General features: G+C 35.4%; 21 protein-coding genes and 1 pseudogene. 11 read left to right on the top strand and 11 right to left on the bottom strand.

The annotated features are described in order from the left end of the window. Positions 1-26: 26 nt before the first annotated feature. Positions 27-665: a hypothetical protein gene (locus ESP02_RS04220; RefSeq protein ID WP_002374602.1), complete on the bottom strand. Its 639-nt coding sequence runs from the start codon at positions 663-665 to the stop codon at positions 27-29. Between the two features lie 192 nt (positions 666-857). Here ESP02_RS04220 and ESP02_RS04215 point away from each other — a divergent pair, with 192 nt between their 5' ends. From ESP02_RS04215 to ESP02_RS04200, 4 genes are all read left to right on the top strand, one after another. Beyond that, the gene (locus ESP02_RS04215; RefSeq protein WP_002374600.1) at positions 858-1,271 is read left to right on the top strand and encodes an Hsp20/alpha crystallin family protein; all 414 of its coding nucleotides are present in this window, start codon (positions 858-860) and stop codon (positions 1,269-1,271) included. Positions 1,272-1,447: 176 nt separating this feature from the next. Further along, positions 1,448-1,708, top strand: coding sequence for a hypothetical protein (locus ESP02_RS13580; RefSeq protein WP_002374597.1), 261 nt, complete (start codon positions 1,448-1,450; stop codon positions 1,706-1,708). Positions 1,709-2,069: 361 nt separating this feature from the next. Beyond that, entirely contained in the window at positions 2,070-2,861 is a 792-nt protein-coding gene (locus ESP02_RS04205; protein WP_025478504.1) for a TraX family protein, read from the top strand. A 173-nt stretch (positions 2,862-3,034) separates the two neighbouring features. After that, positions 3,035-3,427, top strand: a complete 393-nt coding sequence (locus ESP02_RS04200) for a VOC family protein (RefSeq protein ID WP_025478503.1) — start codon at positions 3,035-3,037, stop codon at positions 3,425-3,427. Between the two features lie 80 nt (positions 3,428-3,507). On the opposite strand, the gene ESP02_RS04195 is transcribed toward ESP02_RS04200, so the two are convergent. The 4 genes from ESP02_RS04195 to ESP02_RS04180 all read right to left on the bottom strand — a co-directional run bounded on the left by ESP02_RS04195 (position 3,508) and on the right by ESP02_RS04180 (position 5,906). Then, a complete protein-coding gene (locus ESP02_RS04195) occupies positions 3,508-4,431 on the bottom strand; it encodes an NAD-dependent epimerase/dehydratase family protein (RefSeq protein ID WP_038398960.1) in 924 nt (307 codons plus the stop codon). Further along, the gene (locus ESP02_RS04190; protein ID WP_002374587.1) at positions 4,432-5,109 is read right to left on the bottom strand and encodes a type 1 glutamine amidotransferase domain-containing protein; all 678 of its coding nucleotides are present in this window, start codon (positions 5,107-5,109) and stop codon (positions 4,432-4,434) included. Next, positions 5,087-5,440, bottom strand: coding sequence for a helix-turn-helix transcriptional regulator (locus tag ESP02_RS04185; protein ID WP_002374585.1), 354 nt, complete (start codon positions 5,438-5,440; stop codon positions 5,087-5,089). The genes ESP02_RS04190 and ESP02_RS04185 overlap by 23 nt, the downstream gene beginning before the upstream one ends. A 268-nt stretch (positions 5,441-5,708) precedes the next feature. Further along, positions 5,709-5,906 (bottom strand): cold-shock protein, encoded by a 198-nt coding sequence (locus ESP02_RS04180; RefSeq protein WP_002324896.1) that lies wholly within the window; start codon positions 5,904-5,906, stop codon positions 5,709-5,711. A 524-nt stretch (positions 5,907-6,430) separates the two neighbouring features. Here ESP02_RS04180 and ESP02_RS13435 point away from each other — a divergent pair. The 3 genes from ESP02_RS13435 to ESP02_RS04165 all read left to right on the top strand — a co-directional run bounded on the left by ESP02_RS13435 (position 6,431) and on the right by ESP02_RS04165 (position 7,629). Then, on the top strand, positions 6,431-6,685 hold the full coding sequence (locus ESP02_RS13435; protein ID WP_002374583.1) for a hypothetical protein: 255 nt from the start codon (positions 6,431-6,433) through the stop codon (positions 6,683-6,685). Between the two features lie 182 nt (positions 6,686-6,867). Then, positions 6,868-7,047, top strand: a complete 180-nt coding sequence (locus tag ESP02_RS13575) for a hypothetical protein (RefSeq protein ID WP_002374581.1) — start codon at positions 6,868-6,870, stop codon at positions 7,045-7,047. 279 nt (positions 7,048-7,326) lie between these two features. Next, positions 7,327-7,629, top strand: a complete 303-nt coding sequence (locus tag ESP02_RS04165) for a hypothetical protein (protein WP_002374579.1) — start codon at positions 7,327-7,329, stop codon at positions 7,627-7,629. A 223-nt stretch (positions 7,630-7,852) separates the two neighbouring features. On the opposite strand, the gene ESP02_RS04160 is transcribed toward ESP02_RS04165, so the two are convergent. Both ESP02_RS04160 and lepA read right to left on the bottom strand, forming a co-directional pair. Next, on the bottom strand, positions 7,853-8,059 hold the full coding sequence (locus ESP02_RS04160; protein ID WP_172436459.1) for a hypothetical protein: 207 nt from the start codon (positions 8,057-8,059) through the stop codon (positions 7,853-7,855). A 1,044-nt stretch (positions 8,060-9,103) separates the two neighbouring features. Further along, a complete protein-coding gene (gene lepA / locus ESP02_RS04145) occupies positions 9,104-10,939 on the bottom strand; it encodes a translation elongation factor 4 (RefSeq protein ID WP_002317740.1) in 1,836 nt (611 codons plus the stop codon). 146 nt (positions 10,940-11,085) lie between these two features. Here lepA and eis point away from each other — a divergent pair, with 146 nt between their 5' ends. The 3 genes and pseudogenes from eis to ESP02_RS04130 all read left to right on the top strand — a co-directional run bounded on the left by eis (position 11,086) and on the right by ESP02_RS04130 (position 13,485). Then, on the top strand, positions 11,086-12,306 hold the full coding sequence (eis, locus tag ESP02_RS04140) for an enhanced intracellular survival protein Eis (protein ID WP_025478501.1): 1,221 nt from the start codon (positions 11,086-11,088) through the stop codon (positions 12,304-12,306). A 19-nt stretch (positions 12,307-12,325) separates the two neighbouring features. After that, the gene (locus ESP02_RS04135) at positions 12,326-12,820 is read left to right on the top strand and encodes a nucleoside 2-deoxyribosyltransferase (RefSeq protein WP_038398772.1); all 495 of its coding nucleotides are present in this window, start codon (positions 12,326-12,328) and stop codon (positions 12,818-12,820) included. Further along, positions 12,798-13,485: pseudogene (locus ESP02_RS04130) on the top strand (hypothetical protein). Before ESP02_RS04135 ends, ESP02_RS04130 begins: the two are co-directional and overlap by 23 nt. A 151-nt stretch (positions 13,486-13,636) precedes the next feature. Here the strand turns inward: ESP02_RS04130 and clpB are convergent. The 4 genes from clpB to ESP02_RS04110 form a co-directional block, all read right to left on the bottom strand. Then, entirely contained in the window at positions 13,637-16,246 is a 2,610-nt protein-coding gene (gene clpB / locus ESP02_RS04125) for an ATP-dependent chaperone ClpB (protein WP_002301554.1), read from the bottom strand. Between the two features lie 314 nt (positions 16,247-16,560). Beyond that, positions 16,561-16,776 carry a hypothetical protein gene (locus ESP02_RS04120; protein ID WP_002340731.1) on the bottom strand — a complete coding sequence of 72 codons (216 nt, stop codon included), beginning with the start codon at positions 16,774-16,776 and terminating at the stop codon, positions 16,561-16,563. A gap of 15 nt (positions 16,777-16,791) precedes the next feature. Beyond that, positions 16,792-17,364, bottom strand: a complete 573-nt coding sequence (locus ESP02_RS04115) for a YcdB/YcdC domain-containing protein (RefSeq protein WP_002338324.1) — start codon at positions 17,362-17,364, stop codon at positions 16,792-16,794. A gap of 13 nt (positions 17,365-17,377) precedes the next feature. Then, positions 17,378-17,797, bottom strand: a complete 420-nt coding sequence (locus tag ESP02_RS04110; RefSeq protein WP_002374569.1) for a MarR family winged helix-turn-helix transcriptional regulator — start codon at positions 17,795-17,797, stop codon at positions 17,378-17,380. Between the two features lie 130 nt (positions 17,798-17,927). Here ESP02_RS04110 and ESP02_RS04105 point away from each other — a divergent pair, with 130 nt between their 5' ends. Continuing rightward, positions 17,928-19,277, top strand: a complete 1,350-nt coding sequence (locus tag ESP02_RS04105; RefSeq protein ID WP_038398769.1) for an MFS transporter — start codon at positions 17,928-17,930, stop codon at positions 19,275-19,277. The last annotated feature ends 42 nt before the right edge of the window (positions 19,278-19,319 follow it).

The following is a 19,319-nucleotide window of genomic DNA, read 5'->3' as shown; positions in this document are numbered from 1 at the left end:
TATTTTGAAAAACGCGAACGAGTATCTCAATCGTTCGCGTTTTCTATTTCAAAATTCTCTGGTACGTCCCATTTATTCGCCACCATTTTTTTGTCAGATGCAGTCATACGATATAAGTGACCATTTGCGTCAACTACATAGTTTGCTACAGCTACTTCTTCCATAAAAATATCTACTTCTACTTCTCTAACTTGATTGATACGAACGTCAAACCAACAATAGTTAGCGCTTACAATAGTTAGATCTTCTAACTTCAAATGATAGTATGCCCACTTTTCTACTTGCTCTCTTGTTAAATTTGTGGTATCCACCTCGCTTTTGGTCAGTTGTGTAATAAAATTAGTCGCCGAATGGTTTTCTAAATCCAATTTTTCTATATTTGGGTAAAAGAATTTGCTTATTATAAAAAATGACACGATGATGATTCCTGCTATACAACATGTGTAATAGACGATTTTTCTTCTACGGGTTTTACGTATCGTTTTTATTTGGTAATTTCGCGCTTCTCGATCTCGCCATTTTCGTTGCTGCAAAGCTGTTTTTTCTTTTTCTAAAAGATAGCCGAGTTCACGTTTCTTTTGTGGATTGCTTTTCCTAGCGATTTCTAATTCTAAATGATAGATTCTGCTTTCTTCTCGCCAATAGGGATTTTTGGTTTTTGCCATATTTTCTCCTCTCCAAATTATTTTCTTACTATTATTCTAGCAAACCCTTTCTCAAATTAGAAAGATAACCTTTGTAATTCACTAGATGAAACTTTCACAAAGGCAACCGTTATACTTGCATTTTTTTCAAAATAGAGTTATTACGTAAATAGGGATAAATAAAAAAATACTCTATTGAAAGGATGATCAAAAATGGCAAATGTACCTAGCATTCGCGACATGTTCCCTGATTTCAATGATGTGTTTAGTCCAGCGTTCAATGATTTTTTAGGTGTTTCAAGTTATCCAAAAGTAGATTTAGTTGAAAATGAAAAAGAATACAAACTAACAGCTGATATGCCTGGCTGTGACAAAGAAGACACAACAGTTGAATATTCAGACAACACTTTGACGATCTCCGCCAATCACGAGTCCCATATGGAAGATAAAGAAAATGGCAACTACGTACGGAAAGAAAGACATTCGGTCTCTTACAAACGTTCATTCTATCTTCCTGATGTTGATGAAGAAAAAATCACCGGAACCTTTAAAAATGGTGTGCTGAAATTAGCATTACCTAAAACGGCGCATCATCCAAAAGAAACGAAAAAAATCGAGTTAAACTAGGAACTTTCGCCTCTCCATGAATGAGAGGCGATATTTTTGATAAGAACAAAGTGATTTCTAATTGAATTTTATAGTTATTCAGAACCAATTCCATGATCCTAATTAAAATTTCAAAAGGCACAAAAAAATATTTTGTTTTGGCGATAAAGATGGTATGATCTCTCTTGGTAAAAAATATGGGAGTTGATCAGTTGATTGTCTTAAGCAAACTTTTATTTTGGATACCATTCATCATAATGACCAGTGTTTTCTTTTACTTATTCAAAAAGCCCAACAAATACTTACTTTTAGCTGCTTGTCCGATGATTTATTTTATCCATAAAATCAGAGGATTTTATTATTATGACTCTGGTATTTCATTGTTTTACTACGAAATCGGTTTATTAGCTTCGGCCATCTTTTTTATTTGTGTGTTAGGATATTTCAGAAAAAAATAAGCTTCCAGTCAATTTCGGCTGGAAGCTTTTTATTTGGCGTAGATCTTTTCATTATACAAATTGAATAAAAAGATAAATGTCTAAACAAGTTAAATTTCTTTTTGGTACATGGTGTATTGATATATAAATTATTTTTCGATATCAAGTTTACATAATTTGATTATAGTTATAATCTGTTATTCTCTACTACTCTCTGATATTCCAATCTCTGATATTCCAAAGATGATTTCTATTTTACTTTGATTTTTGTAGCGATTCACATGACAAAAATGTTCGACTTTTCGATTGTGTTTCTGACTTCAATTCATTAATAATGTGATTGTCACTTGTTTCATTTATTTAATCATTAGGAGGGAAAAATTTGAATACTGTTCGTTTGAAAAGAGGACTTTCTACCTTTGACTTGAAAATTTTAGGGATTACATTGATGTTTATCGATCACATTCATCAAATGTTTTATCCGTTTGGTGCCCCCGACTGGCTAGATTGGTTTGGTAGGCCAGTTGCTACTTTGTTCTTTTTTATAAGCGTTGTAGGCTTCTCACATACACATGATAAAAAGAAATATATGCAGCGACTTTATCTCTCAATGGTTCTTATGGCCTTCTTTACTTATTTTTTAGGTAATATCGTTCATTATGATGAAGTGGTATTGATGAATAACATTTTCAGAGATCTGTTTATTGGTACGGTCATGATGTATGCAATCGATCTTTTCACTGAGGGAAAAAATACAGGAAGTTGGAAAAAAATTGTTACAAGTATTTTCTTATTCATTTTACCAATCTTGCTCTCATTATTTATCCCGTTGTTATTTTCTAGTCCTGTTATTCTTCAAAACAAAGTTGTTTTTATGCTGATTACATCATTTTTACCTGCACTGCTTTTAGCAGAAAATAATTTTATGGTTCTTTTGATTCCATTGCTTTATTTAGCAAGAAATCACCGTAACATTCAATGTGTCATCATCTCGATTGTTGCTGGAATATTCTTCTTTTTAGGTACGACCCAGTGGATAATGATCTTTTCAATCATCCCAATCTTGCTATATAACGGACAAAAAGGAAAAGGCATGAAATATTTCTTTTATATCTTTTATCCGGCACATATTGCCCTATTATATTTGCTGTCTGCCTTTTTATATAAATACTAGACTGATTATTATTAACGGAAGAAAAACTTGTCATGAACACTTAAAGAATCCCCTGAAACTTATACAGGAGAATTCACCATTTCGATTTAGTTCCTATCTTTAGTCTTTTTTATCCATTCCATGTTACAATCGCTTTGCAATCGATCTCAAAAAAGGAATCAGGAGGGAAAAAGATGAAGCAAATATTACCGTTTTTGACGTATAATGGTCAAGCAGAAGAAGCAATCAATTGGTATCACAAAGCTTTTCCTAACTCCCAAATCACCAAGTTGAATCGGTATGGAGATGCCAGTAAAGAGGAATCGGATCTTATCCTTGAAGGCGAACTTAAATTAGGCAATCAAGTAATTGGATTTTTGGATATGTCAAAAGATTTCCCTGCACCTATCTCCACCTGGGCATCTACCATTTTGATTGAAGTAGATAATCAGGAAGAATTTGATCAAGCATTTCATACATTAAAAGATAGCGGAACCGTAATGATGCATGAAAAAAATTACGAGAAGTATACAGAAGTTTGCTGGGTGACTGACAAGTTTGGCTTTACTTGGCAACTGTTATTCTAGCCATGACATAAAACAAAAAAGCGATAGTTGGCTTTCCATATTTAGCGGATGTCAACTATCGCTTTTTCTCTCGAGTAGCATTACTTTTCTAATTTGAATAATTCGTCTAATGCATTGGAGAATGTTGTTATTTCAAAATCTGGAAATTTCTTTTTAAATTTATCAGAATTAAACTTGTTGTTATAATGGTATCGAGGTAGTAACTCTTTTAGCTCTTGCATATTTTTATTGAATATAGAACCCAGATCAAACATCCATTGTTTGATCACTTTATATTTTACCGGTTTGCGCAGCTTTTCTTCCATCAACTTTATCATCTCTTCATATGTTCGACTTACATCACAAGGTAGATGCCAGGTTTGGTTATAAGTGTCAGTCTGATTTGCTAAAAGCGCCATGGCTTTACTAGCATCAGGTGTCCAAATCAAGGTCCTTAAAGTTTGATCAGAAATTGGTACCAAAGCAGTCTTATCGTCTTTCACTCGGTTAAACAATAAACTGTTTGTAATACTTTGCGTCTTATTAGGTCCATAAAATTCAGGAGCGCGACAAATCATCACATCGATGTCAGGATTCTCCATTTCAGTCACTAGCCGATCTGCCATTTTAGCTCGAACAGTGGATTTGATACCATCATAAATAAATTTGCTATCCTCAAATTGTTCCGTGTCATTTTTTTCGTACATATAAGTGTTATCGAAAAAAACTAATTTCGCCTTTGTTTCTTTACAAGCCTGTATGACATTTTCTAACATGATTTCAAATTTTGTTTTCCACTGTTCGGAGTCCATCGGTAATCCTGCAGCAAAATAAACAATCTCACTTCCTGCTACAGCACGAATAGTTGCCTCACGATCTAAAATATCCGCTGAGATCAGTTCGTCTGTATCGTTGATTGATTTCGGATTTCGACTAACTAAGCGCAGCTGTTTCCCGTACGTTTGATTGAGCTCTTTTGCTAATTCGTATCCAATTTGGCCATTACTGCCAATAACTGTTTGCATTTAGATAACCTCCTTGATGAATGTTCGTGCTAGTTCTCTTGTTGAATACGGGTTTTGTCCAGTTATCAGATGTCCATCCTTTACCACATGACTCTTAAAGAAACGCTTCTTGATAAAATGTCCTTTTCTCCTTACAGTCATCTCTTCATTATCAAAAGGAACTATTTTGCTTTTCATCGCTAATCGTTCCTCCATTTTAGTAAAACCAGTCAATTTTTTATTTGCTATTAAATAGTCATTATTAGCAAGTCTGATATTCAATAAACCTGCTATACCGTGGCACACAGATAATACATATCCATTTGATTCATAAATATCACTAGCTATTTTTTGTAATGCGTTATTCTCTGGAAAATCCCACATGACACCATGTCCTCCGGTAAAGTAAATAGCAATATAATCTTCACTCTTTATGTTTGCAGGAGACAATGTATTCTTCAAACCTTTTTCAATAAATGTTTTATTAGAATAAATGTCCATAACATCAGAATCTAGATTTTTCATACTTCGAGGATCAATCGGCACATAGCCACCTAACGGACTAACAAAATCAGCTTCAAACTGATATTTATAGATTTCTGCTAAAAATTCTACTGTTTCTCCTAGCCAAAGCCCAGTAGCTTTATTTGTTCCTTTGTATTGATTGACATTTGTTTCAACGATCAGGATTTTCTTCACTGTTTTTTAGCTCCTCCATTTCATCTATTACATCATTCAAAAAATCTCTTAATTTGTATATATTTTTATTTTCGTGTTTTAAATAGTAAAAATTTTTAGTTCCTTCTTCTCTGACCTCCAATAAATCGGCGTCTTTTAAAATTTTCAAGTGGTGCGATACTGCTGGTCTTGATAAACCTGTATCGTCAGTTAGTTCTCCTACTTGCAAACCATGACAGCTTTTTTCATTTAATAATCTAATCAAGATCAATTGTCTTTTTGTGTCTCCTAAAGCTGCTAAAAAACCACTCAATGATTCTAGTTCTGTTTTTAAGCGATCATGTCTAATCATTGTAGCTCACTCCTTTGGTTTATAAGTTTAAACCATTAAACCTTCTTTGATAAAATATGTAAATTCCTTTGCTCAAAAAAGTAGCTTCTTTATGATTTGACGGTTTCAGATAAAAACTGAGTGACAGAAATAAACAAACTAAAGCAAACAATAGTGTTAAACTTAATCAATGAACGAAAACAATCCCTCACCTAATATTACAGTGAGGGATTGTTTCTACTAACATAAACAAAAAAACCACCTCATATGAGGCGGTTAACGTTCAACATTATTTTACGATATTTACTGCTTGAAGACCACGTTGACCTTCTTCAATATCATAAGTAACTGCTTGGCCTTCATCTAAAGACTTAAAGCCTTCTCCTTGGATTGCTGAGAAATGAGCAAATACGTCATTTCCATCTTCACCAGTGATGAAACCAAAACCTTTATCTGAGTTAAACCATTTTACTGTACCGTTATTCATATATATTTCCTCCTGATACGTATATAATACGTGTTTTATTGCAATTAATATTACTTGGTAAAAGGAGTTTTTATAGTGTGAATATATCGCTCAGATTACGTTTCAAATTAGATTACTTATTTACTATAACACGGATATAATACTAACACAAGGATAATCACTCGATATAAGACTTAAAGATGTAAAATTTCAGAAAGAACACAACAATTGGTTAATGAACGAGCGAGATCTCCGATTAATAATCTCATATCTATCTACTTTCTTTTTGTTCTTCGTTAACTACTTGGATTTTCAACCCGAATGATGGCCGGAAATACAATTGCTCGCAACTTTATACGCTGCTTCTTTAGGAACACCGTATTTTTTAAACTTTGCTTTTATTGCAGTTAGTTCTGGTTTTCTGAATTTTTCATTCTGGTGTGCTTGTAGTCCATTCGAAAGAAACTATTATCCTTAATATTTGGTTATTAATTGATAAAATGCTATTATCCTAATTGACATAAAACTATATAGGAGATGATACGGTGGTCACATTTAGCATGCTTTTATTTTGGATTCCAGTTTGTATTGGTATCAGCTCTTTCTTTTACTTCACTAAACGTTCTAGAAAAACAGTTATATTAATACTTTCTTTTTTTCCAACAGCAATTTTTATAATAAAAATAGTGCAATATACATTTTATCAATCGCTTTCAGCATTATTTTTTTACGTAGTTGGGTTGTTTTTATCACTTATTCTTTTCATCGTTGTTTTACGTTATCTTTATAAGAATGATTAATTTTTATACTTTTATAACTACAAATTTTCTCACTTATTGTTTTTGTCTTTATACTAGTACTATTAATAGACATCTATCTGTTTCATCTTGATTCTTCTTATTTCTGCCGACATTTTTATTAAGGTATTGACTACAAATTGAATAAGAGATACTCTTTTCTAAAAGTGATTGGAGATAGAAACATGACACCTATCAATAAACTTAACACTAATATATTTTTATACATCGGAATGATTCTTGTTATTCTTAATGCTATTTTTTTAGATTTCAATTTTTTTGTAAATATTTTAGGTCTTGCTCTTATCTTATTTTCTAGCAATATTATAAAATTAATTGGTAACTTTCTAAAAGACGATCACTAGTTGATTGTCTTTTTTTCTGAATGTCTATGTAATTAAAAAATAAAAAAGAAGCGGTTTATCTTTTCGCCTAGCGATAGTCGCTAAACTTTCCTTGCCCTATTTTCTCTTTTTTACTCATTTAAATAAATTTCTGATTTATCTTGTGTAGATTAAATTAGCTCCCTCCTAATTCTTCTCCTGCATAATGACCATAATCTTCTCTTCAGCAAAAAAATGGATAGAAACAAAAGTATCATGTATAATTAAATTAAAATTAAAATAATTAGAGAAGGTGAAATTATGGATGAATTCCAAATGATAAAAAGTACTCTTATGTCTATAAAAGAATATGTATCGATGATGAGTAGCTTTCCTAATGAAAGTGATAGAAACAGTGTAATAAGACAGTTTAATATTCAGTTCATAGGAAAAGAACGTAAAAAAGTTATTTCTATAGAGATTGCTAATTATTTAAAATTAGAAAATAGTATATTTAACAAATATATTCAAGAAGTTGCCAAAGAACTCCACATCAAATTAGAAGGACTCCATAAGGTAAATTCTGCTACTTCGGAAGCTGATGCGTATTATATCTATCTTTGACAATAAGTAATTGATGTATTTTAAATAAACGTAACTTCGATGTTTATAAATTAATAGACAGCAACGGAAATAGTAAGAACAAGGATGTGAATTTCAACTCTTCCTAATTGTTCTTACTATTTTTCAACCGTTGCTGTTTATCGCATTTCATCATTCTTTCAATCCGAATTAATTAGGGTACTTTATCGGCATATCTAGTATTAAACCGTCTATACCATGACTACTAGCGTAACATCCGTCTTTTATTTTCATTCCGTTCCCTCCCATTGACGAGCATCATCTTATATAGAAATCCAAGCTTACGAATAGCCTCACTTGCAATAGCAACACCCTGACTTGCCGCTTTATATACTTCTTCTGTAGAAACTCCGTATTCTTTTTCAAATGTTTCCTTCAGTACATTCGATTCTTGTTTACTCAATTTATTCATTGCTGTTTCTCCAATTCTCATCAATCAATAACATTTTAAGTCGATTTTCTGAACTTATGTATCAATGATCATATAGCTTGAAATCGTTCTTATTATACTGTAGTAATCTACGTATCTAAGCAACCCTTCATTTTTGTGTAAGCCTTTTATTACCGACTTCCCCCTTCAATCTCATTTATTTCTCATAATAAATAAATAATGATAAGATAAATATATTGCGAAAGAGAAAAAATAAAGGGGATATAACTTTGTTATTTATTAGTAAAATTTTATTCTGGGTTACTTGTGCATATAAAATTATTGTTCTACACTGTTTAAAAATATGGCGTAAAAAAGATTGTTTACTGATCGTCTCATCCCTCCCATTTATCTATTTCATGATTCAGATTTGGGATGATTCAGATGCTGATCCCCTTTTTTTATCCAATTATTTAGTTGGGTTAGTATTTTCGATAGTATTTTTTATTTGCATACTAATTTATCTGAATACAAAAAATTAAGTTTTCCAGCTCTTACGGCTGGCTTTTTTTGTTTCTAGTCTATTTTTTTCTAAAAAGTTGCTTGAATAAATACACTCTTTGAGAGATTATAGCCAAACTATTTTTTAAAATAGCTAGGAATTTTGCGCTAATTTAAACGCATCACTCAGTTTATACATGGATTCTTTTGATTAATCCAAAGTTGTTTCCGACTAATCCTCTAATTTCAAGGCATCCAAAACATGATTAGATGGACAGTTATTCTCATATTACAAATAAAATGAGAATTGAAATGGTAGATATCATGGAGAATTTTACCAACAAAAAAGCCACCGGTGACAATCCGGTGGCAAACCCAAAAGAAATCCAGGCTCGACTTGGTAATTCTAGATTAGCTACTACTATGGATACTTACGCACATGTAACTAAAAAATGAAAAAAGACACTATCGACATCTTTGAAAAGATGTTACGTGATAATGTCTTTTAATCATCTCCCATTTTAACGTGGGAAAAACGTGGGAAAAGTCAGCGCAAGGTTTTTTCTTTATTCATTAAATCCCTTGCTACTTCTTACTTTCTTCCTCATCCATTTTCAGAACGGCCATGAAGGCTTCTTGCGGAACTTCGACGGAGCCGATTTGTTTCATCCGCTTCTTCCCTTCTTTTTGTTTCTCTAAGAGTTTACGTTTACGAGAAACATCTCCACCATAACATTTAGCCAAGACGTTTTTACGCAAGGCCTTGATGTCTGAACGGGCAACGATTTTTTGTCCAATAGCTGCTTGGATTGGCACCTCAAATTGTTGGCGTGGGATTAGTTTTTTCAGTTTTTCAACGATTGCTTTTCCACGTTCATAGGCAAAGTCTCGGTGAACGATAAAGCTTAATGCATCGACTTTTTCTCCATTCAGCAAGATGTCCATCTTCACTAACTTGCTTTTTTGATAACCAGACATTTCATAATCCAATGAGGCATAGCCTTTCGTGCTTGATTTCAATTTGTCAAAAAAGTCAAAGACGATTTCAGAAAGCGGAATATTGTAGACGACATTTACTCGGTAATCGTCTAAATAATCCATCGTAATGAATTCTCCACGTTTTCGTTGAGAAAGTTCCATGACTGCACCGACAAAATCATTGGGCACCATAATCTGTGCTTTGACAAATGGTTCTTCTACATCTTGGATTGTTACAGGTTCAGGGAAATCTGCCGGATTATCTACTGTAGCAGTCGTACCATCTGTTTTATTAACATGGTAAATAACGGATGGTGCAGTCGTGATCAATTCTAGATTGAATTCCCGTTCCAAACGTTCTTGGACGACATCCATATGAAGAAGTCCTAAGAATCCGCAGCGGAACCCAAATCCTAATGCTTGAGAAGTTTCTGGTTCGAATTGTAAAGCAGCATCATTCAATTGCAGTTTTTCTAAAGCTTCCCGCAAATCGTTGTAACGAGAAGTATCAATTGGATAAAGACCACAATAAACCATCGGATTCATTTTTCGGTAACCTGGTAAAGCTTCAGCGGCAGGATTGTCTGCTAACGTTACTGTATCCCCTACTCGAGTGTCTTGGACAGTTTTGATACTTGCTGTGATATAACCGACATCACCGACCATCAAAAAGTCTCTAGCAACTGCTTTTGGCGAGAAGACCCCGACCTCTGTAACATCAAATGTTTTGCCATTACTCATCAGTTTGATTTTATCTCCGGGTTTGACCATACCGTCCGTGATTCGGACATTTAGAACAACACCGCGGTAACTATCATAAATAGAATCAAAGATCAAAGCTTTTAGCGGTGCATCTAAGTCTCCACTTGGTGCTGGAACATATTCCACGATCTGCTCGAGAATATCTTCAATCCCAATCCCTGATTTGGCACTGGCTAATACAGCTTCACTAGCATCGATTCCGATTACGTCTTCGATTTCTTGACGGACACGTTCGGGATCTGCTGCGGGTAGGTCGATTTTATTGATGACTGGCAGGATCTCCAAATCATTGTCTAAAGCTAAATAAACATTGGCCAATGTTTGGGCTTCGATTCCTTGGGCTGCATCGACCACTAAAACGGCGCCTTCACAGGCAGCAAGGCTTCGAGAGACTTCATAGGTGAAGTCGACGTGCCCTGGAGTGTCGATCAAGTGAAAGATATATGTTTCTCCGTTTTTCGCTGTGTAATTGAGTTCTACAGCATTTAATTTAATCGTGATTCCACGTTCACGTTCCAAATCCATCGAGTCTAACAGCTGATCTTGCATTTCGCGAGACGTCACAGTGTGCGTCATTTCTAAAATACGATCGGCCAATGTAGATTTTCCATGGTCGATATGAGCAATGATCGAAAAATTGCGAATCTGCTCTTGGCGTTCTTTCATTTTCTTTATATCCATAGCGTCTCCTCTTTTCATATAATCAGCACTTTCCATTATACCAACGAAAAGCAGTAATTTAAAGACTTTTTAATTAGTCAGCTTTAGAAGTTTTTTTGGTAGAATTTTGCTATACTGTTATCAAGCTAATAAATGGAGATGAAAAAATGGATCAAAAAGATTTTAGAGAAAATCTTGAATTAAAACCAGTCACTCAAGAACATATCGATCAGTTCAACGAATTACTTTCCTATGTGTTCCAAGTGACTGAAGCAGATATCGAGGAAAGCGGGTTTGAGAATAAACGAGCTTTTATCCGTTCCAAAAGACCGATTTTAGAAGTATCGAAAGTGTTCGGGTGGTTCCATGAAAACAAACTGATCTCTCAAATCGCTATCTATCCTTGTGAAGTCAATATTCACGGTGCACGTTATAAAATGGGGGGCGTGACTGGAGTTGGAACTTATCCAGAATATGCGAACCACGGATTGATGCAAGATCTAATCATCGTTGCATTGGATAATATGCGCAAGAACAAGCAATGGATCTCTTATTTGTATCCTTACAGTATCCCCTATTATCGGCGCAAAGGATGGGAGATTATGTCTGATAAACTTTCCTTTAAAATCAGAGATACTCAACTACCTAAACAAGTCCCAGTAAGTGGTATGGTTGAGCGATTACCAGTTGATCATCCAGACGTATTTGCCGTTTATAACAAATTTGCCCAACGAAACCATGGCGCTTTATTCCGCAGTGATTTTCATTGGGAAGAATATTGGCGTTTCGAAAATGAAGATGAGCGCACAGCCGCTGTCTACTACGATAGCAATCATGAACCAAGAGGTGTTCTATTCTACTGGGTAGCTGAAGAAATATTTCACGTAAAAGAAATGTTCTATCTTGATCAAGAAGCTCGAAATGGCTTATGGAACTTTATTTCCGCTCATTTTTCCATGATTTACTGGGTACATGGAGATATTTACAAAAATGAGCCCTTAGCTTTTTTGATTGAAGACAGTCAGATCAAAGAGCAGATCGAACCATATTTTATGGCTCGGATCGTTGATGTAAAAGAATTCCTTCAACGGTTTCCGTTTGTTGGAACAGCTGATGCTTTTCATTTCATCATTGAAGATCCTGTCGCTCCTTGGAATAATGGCGTCTTTGCTTTAACATGGGATGATCAAGGAAAAGTCTGTGTCTTGAATGAACCTATAGGAAACCCCGTTCGATTGAATATCCAAACATTGACTTGCTTGATGATGAATTATCGACGTGCTTCTTATTTGGCAAGAATCGAACGGTTAGAAACAGATGAAGAAACACTGAAGTCACTAGAGCGTATCATTCCAAACATGGAAGCTTATTTTAGCGATTATTTTTAATAAAAAGGATGATGTTTAGATGAAAATTTATTTTGCCGCACCAATGTTTGCTAAAAGTGATTTGTTATATAACGAGCAGATAGTGAAAGAAGTCAGAGCGCTCTCTCCTGAACTTTCAATTTATCTTCCTCAAGAAAATGAAGCAATCAATGACAAAACTGCTTATGCAGACAGTCTGATGATTGCTCTTGCAGACACAGAAAAAGTGTTGGAAAGCGATTTGATGATTGCTTTATTAGATGGATTGACGATTGATGCTGGCGTAGCATCGGAAATCGGTGTGGCTTATGCGAAAGGTATCCCAGTGATTGGCTTGTATACTGATACTCGGCAGCAAGGCGGAACCCACCCGAAAAAAATCGCTGCGCTACAAGAAACAGCTGAAAATCAATTTCACTATCTGAACTTATATACAGTAGGACTGATCAAATTGAACGGAAAAGTGGTTTCTTCAGAGACTGAGTTGCTTTCAGAAGTAAAAAGATTTTTAGATGGAGGGACTTTCAGTGATTAAAGAAATCAAAAAGGTTCAAATAGCTTTACTTGCTTTTGGTGTATTCGTTGTCTGCTATAATTTTTATGAATTTATCACCCAAAAGTATTCGACTTCTCAAGGAATCACATTTATCGTGGAATCTTTATTAGGGATTGCATTGATCTTCATGCCACAAGTCATTTTGACAGTTTTCAAACTTAAAATTCCAGCAGCAATCGTTTTGTTTTACTGGTTCTTCTTATTCATCTCTGTCTTTTTAGGTACAGGGATGCATTTGATCAGTATCATCTCTTTTTGGGACAAAATCTTACATGCGGTGAGTCCAATGGTCCTGACAGCTCTTGGCTATGGATTGATTGGTTACTTGATGAAAGATGCGGAGATATCAAAAACCAGTCCTTGGTTGTTCCTCTTATTCGGCTTTGCGTTTGCTGGACTTTGCGGCGTGTTTTGGGAGTTCTGGGAAATTTTTATGCGACCAGTTCTTAGGCATGAATCTTCAACGTTTTGCTGCTTCTGATGGCACACTGTTTGTCGGACGAGCTGCATTGATGGATACGATGGGCGACTTGCTGACAAATACGATAGGTGCTGCCTTAATGGGATTGTTTGCATGGTCTCAAAGTAAAAAAGATGAGCGTTACTTTGAAAGTTATAAATTAGAAAAAGTGAAAAATACCTAATAAAAGAGGTTGTGACAGAAGCGGGCAGCTTCAAGAAATTTCGGCTTATTTTTCGAAGAAGCTACTTCTGGAACACTGTTTATTTGAAAAAAAGGAGGTCTGACACTAGTTGTGTCAGACCCCTTTTTTCTTTTATAGTCTCAATGGAAGATTAGACGATTTCTTCTAGCTCTTCTGTTTTGAAATGAAGTTGTCCATCAAGTAAAGTAATCGTTACTTTTGATTTAGGCATAACATGTCCTGCAACGATTTCTTTAGCCAGTGGTGTTTCTACTTCCTTAGTGATAAATCGTTTCAATGGTCTTGCACCATATGCTGGTTCATAAGCATTTTCAGCAATCCACGTTTTGGCTTCATCACTGATTGTCAACAGGATTTCTTGATGTTCCAGACGTTGTGCCAATTGCGCCACCATTTTGTCAACGATTCCTTTCACGTTGTCTAGGCTCAATGGTGTAAATAAAATCGTGTCGTCGATTCGGTTCAAGAATTCTGGTTTGAAGTTTCCACGTAATAGCGTGTTGACTTGTTCAGCCACTGCTTCTGGAATCGTTCCATCAGCAGTCACACCTTCCAACAGTAACTGTGAACCGATATTGCTAGTCATGATTAGAACCGTATTTTTGAAATCAACTACTCGCCCTTTTGAATCGGTTAGGCGTCCGTCATCTAGGACTTGTAACAAGATATTGAAGACATCGGGATGCGCTTTTTCGATTTCATCCAACAAGACGATTGTATAAGGATTTCGTCTGACAGCTTCCGTTAATTGTCCACCTTCTTCGTAACCTACATAGCCTGGAGGAGCTCCGACTAGACGAGACACAGCATGTTTTTCCATATATTCACTCATATCGATCCGTACCATATGATCTTCTGAGTCAAATAAGTTCTCAGCTAAAGCTTTCGCTAATTCGGTTTTTCCGACACCAGTTGGTCCTAGGAAAAGGAAAGAACCTAGAGGACGATTTGGGTCTTGCAATCCAGCACGTGAACGAATCACCGCGTCACTGACCGCATCAACTGCTTCATCTTGACCAATCACTCGTTTGTGAAGTGTTTCATTCAATTTAATCAGTTTTTCTCGTTCGCCTTCTACAAGTTTCGTTACGGGGATACCCGTTAATCTGCCAACGACTTGAGCAATCTCATTTTCGGTAACGGACTCTTGAACCATCTTAATCTCGCTGTCTTTTGCTTTGGCTTCTAATTCCTTCAATTCTTTTTCTAATTGAGGTATCGTACCATGACGCAATACAGCAGCGCGTTCTAAATCATAATTATTTTCTGCATCTTCTAATTCGTGTTTTGCTTTATCGATTTCAGCACGTTTTGCTGAAACAGAATTGACCTCTTCTTTTTCTGTTTCCCACTGCATCTTCATTGCATTTGCTTCTTCACGAAGTTCAGCTAATTCTTCTTGCAAATTTTTCAGTCGTTTTTTGCTTGCATCATCTGATTCTTTTTTCAGTGCAGCTTCTTCGATTTCCAACTGCATCAAACGTCTGGTAACTTGATCTAATTCCGTTGGCATAGAGTTCATTTCTACCCGAATCGTTGCACTGGCTTCATCGATCAAATCGATTGCTTTGTCCGGTAAGAACCGATCAGTAATATAACGGTCAGATAAAGTAGCTGCTGCTACTAATGCGTTGTCATGGATGTTAACACCATGGTGGATCTCAAAACGTTCTTTTAATCCACGCAGAATACTGATCGTATCTTCCACTGTTGGTTCTTTGACTAATACCTTTTGAAAGCGACGTTCCAACGCTTTGTCTTTTTCCATATATTGACGGTACTCATCTAAAGTTGTGGCACCGATCAAATGTAATTCACCGCGAGCAAGCATTGGTTTCAACAGATTTCCGGCATCCATACTTCCTTCTGTTTTTCCTGCTCCTACGATATTGTGGATTTCGTCAATGAACAAGAGGATACGCCCATCACTTTTTTTGACTTCTTTCAAGACCGCTTTTAGTCTTTCTTCAAATTCACCGCGGAATTTTGCTCCAGCGATCAATGCACCCATATCTAATGAAAAAATCGTTTTATCTTTTAAATTTTCAGGCACATCTTTGCGTACGATACGTTGAGCAAGTCCTTCAACGATCGCCGTTTTCCCTACACCGGGTTCTCCTATCAGAACAGGATTATTTTTTGTTTTTCGTGAAAGAATACGGATGACATCACGGATTTCTTCATCACGACCGATGATTGGATCCATTTTTCCACTTTTGACTTGCTGTACTAAATCAACGCCGTATTTTTCTAATGCTTTGTATTGTTCTTCTTGGTTTTGCGAGGTCACCCTTTCTCCTCCTCTCATCTCTTCAATGTTTTTACGCAATTCTTTTTCAGATAATCCGTTTTTATTCAAATAAACAGTTAACGGATAATTTTTTAATTTCATCAACGCTAAAATAACGACTTCCGTTGAAAGAAACTCGTCGCCGAAGCTTTCACGTATTTGGTCTGCTTCATTCAATAATCGAAAGAAGTTCTGGCTGAGGTTTTGTCCATATTGGACGTTTCCACCAGAAACAACTGGATATTCATCCAGTAGACGATCGATTTCATGTTCAAAAGATTCGACGTCCAATCCGGCATCCGTATAGAAATTTCGACCAAAATGATTAGGTTGTAAGAAGATTTTCCATACATGGGCAATGTCGATATCTTGGTGTTTTCGAGTGACCGCAATCTGTTGAGCTTCAGCAATCGCTTCTTGAAGCGTCGTGGTCATTTTCTCAATATTCATACAGGTATACCTCCTAATTAAAGGTAAGATCACTTATTTCTTTGATCTTTACAAAAACTATTATATCGCTTTGGTCAATTTTGGTCAAAATATACACATAGTTTTTTGACTTTTTTTCTCGTCTTATATAAATCTTAAAAAAACAAAATTGATTGTATGTATACAAAAAAAGAGCCAAACAAACGTAAAATCATCTTACCCATTATGGTTACTTGGCATGCGTTCTTTTTCAATAGAAGAATAATATTTTAGCTGTTTGGCTCTTTTTTCATTGATTATTTACGTTAAATACTTGCTTTTAATAACTATATTTTTCACCACTGTGTTTCTTCCATACGATCTTCTAATTCTCGAATCGTGTGAGACAGTTCTTCTATTTCTTCTTTTATTTCGTCCAGTGTCATTCCACTAGCACTGTATCCTTTATAGTAGGCAGTCATATAGTCTGTATCTTCTAGTCTCTGGAGCCGATTTCTTAGATTTCCTAAAAGTTCTAGATCAAATTCATCATATAGTCCATTCGTGTTCATTTCTGTCCCTCCTTGTTAAGCTAATGCATTCGGACTTGGAAGCTGAGGCCCTTTTCCTTCACGAGCTAATACCCAATCGTCATTGTCCCACATTTCCGTTTGTCGGCGTCCGTGAAAATAATCCCACCTTGAGTCGATTTCCATCTCAATGAGTTTGCCGTTGGCTCCTAATGTAACCCAGTTGTAGCTTCCATTTCGATGAGCAAATTTGATCCATTGAACAGGAAATGTTTGTTCCACGCTGTTTTCATCTATAAAGCTACGTTTTTGTTGCTCTATGCGCATAAATGTCAACCCTTTCGCATAGGTTGGATTGAACTTATGAAATATCTTTTCAGCTAAAGCTTTGGCACGTTCGATTGATAACAATTTTCCTTCAGGTATTTCGGTCAGATTCTTAAAACTGACTAAATGCTTTCCTTCCATGACTTCAATGATTCTTGGTCCATTATGAAGATAGATTCCTTGATTTTGATAACGGATGATGTTGACTTTCTTTTTGTTTCTTTGTTCTATTAATTCATTGACTAATTCGTAATGATTAGGAATTTCTACTAGTCCCTTTAGTACATTGGATGTATTTTCCATGAGGATCACCCTTCTATTCTTCTTGTGCCAACTTTCCTAACAGATACTCAAATGTTCCTTGCTCATCCGCTGTCAATTTTGACAGAAAATTCTTCTGAGCATTTTCTACAGATTCTACTACTTGAGCGTGAAGTTCTTGTCCTTTTTCAGTTAATTCTAAAAGAAAACTTCTTCGATCTTGTGTATTTTTTTCTTTTGTCACTAACCCCATCTTCGTCAACTTCTGTATTGTTCTGGTGACATTGCTTCCATCCAATCCGGTCAATTTGATTAATTCTTCTTGTTTCAATTGGTGATAATCATGGATTTTCACAATAAAGTAATAATTCGTTGAATTTAATTTGAGCGGAGCTAGTGCTTGGTCTAATTCTTTTTGATAAATTCGGGTCAATTTGGCTAACCACTTTAAATTGCTTTCGCCTTTGTTTTCCATTCTTCTCCTCCTTTTAGTTGACAAACTATTCTCGCAAGGCATATAATTGCGTGCGCAAGCATATTCTAAAACAAATAATTGAACTTGTCAATTTGTAGGATGCTTAAAAAGATTTTTAGGAGGAAAAAAGATGAGTCAACCAAAAAAAAGATGGATATTACTAGCAATCTATCTTGCTGCATTTATGACTGCAGTCGAATCCACGATCGTCATCACAGCTGCTAATGCTATTGCTAATAGTTTTGGTCGTGAAATCCCGATTGCCTTACTATTTTCTAGTTACTTATTTTCCAGTGCATTGTCAACACCTGTATTCAGCCGTCTGGAGGATCAGTATGGAAAGAAACCGATTTTTATCATTGGATTGCTCTTGTTTATGACAGGTACTTTTCTTTGCGGTATTTCCCAATCATTTTTTATTCTGGTATTTTTTAGGATAATTCAAGGAATAGGTGCGGGAGGAATCATGCCCATTACTTTCTCTCTGATTGGTGATTTATTTGATTATGAATCTCGCGGAAGAATAATGGGATTGAATAATTCGGCATGGGGGATTGCTTCGTTAGCTGCTCCTCTTTTAGGAGGGCTATTGGTCGAAAACTTTAGTTGGCACTGGGTGTTTTTTATAAACATTCCTGTTGGCTTAATAACGATTCTGATCTTACTTTTATTCTATGATGAAGAAAAACGTCCGTCTGTCTCTTTTTCTTATCAAGAACTGGGACAATATCTCTTTCTGGTTACAAGTTTATTTCTTTTACTAGTTGGTATCCAGATAATACCAGATCATTTTATACTTGGTGGTGGCGTCTTCCTTTTTGGTATCCTTGTTTCTTTCATTTTGCTTTCCTATGAAAATAAAGTAAAGGAACCAGTCTTACCTGTCGAAACATTGAGATCATCTGACTTTCTTTTGTTCAACCTCGTTACTTTTCTCATGAATGGAGCAATGATGGGGTTTCAAGTATATCTTCCGTTATGGATTCAGACGCAACTTTCTTTATCTCCTAGCCTTGGTGGTTTAGCGCTTTTACCTTCCTCTGTCTTTTTTATTACTGGATCGATGATTGCTGTGCCATTAGGAAAATATTTTGGAACGAAACGTTTGTTAACCTTTTGTATGGGGATGAATGGTTTAGTTTTTCTTATTTTAGGATTTCTACCGCAAATGACGCCTTATTTCGTTCTCCTTATCTTAGCCTCTTTTTCAGGATTTGGTACTGGCACAACGGTTACTACAAGTGTCTTGTCTGCACAAGCTTTAGCTACAGATAAAAATATCAGTACGGTATCTGGTTTCATCACCCTTTGCAGAAATCTAGGTCAAAGCTTCATGATCACTTTTTTTGGTATCGTATTCCAATTGTTTGGTAAAAGTACTTTTTCAATTGATGGTTATCAGGGAGTATTTTTTTCTGCTTTGTTTGTTGTTCTATTAAGCATCTTAATGGTTCTTTTAAAAAAAGACAGTCAAGAATAAATGCATTGGTAGAGTTGCTTCAAGAAAAAATATTTTTACATG

The sequence above is a fragment of the Enterococcus sp. NBRC 3427 genome, from assembly GCF_007996925.1.
GTDB lineage: Bacteria > Bacillota > Bacilli > Lactobacillales > Enterococcaceae > Enterococcus_B > Enterococcus_B lactis.
This window is presented reverse-complemented; position numbering and strand designations above follow the sequence as displayed.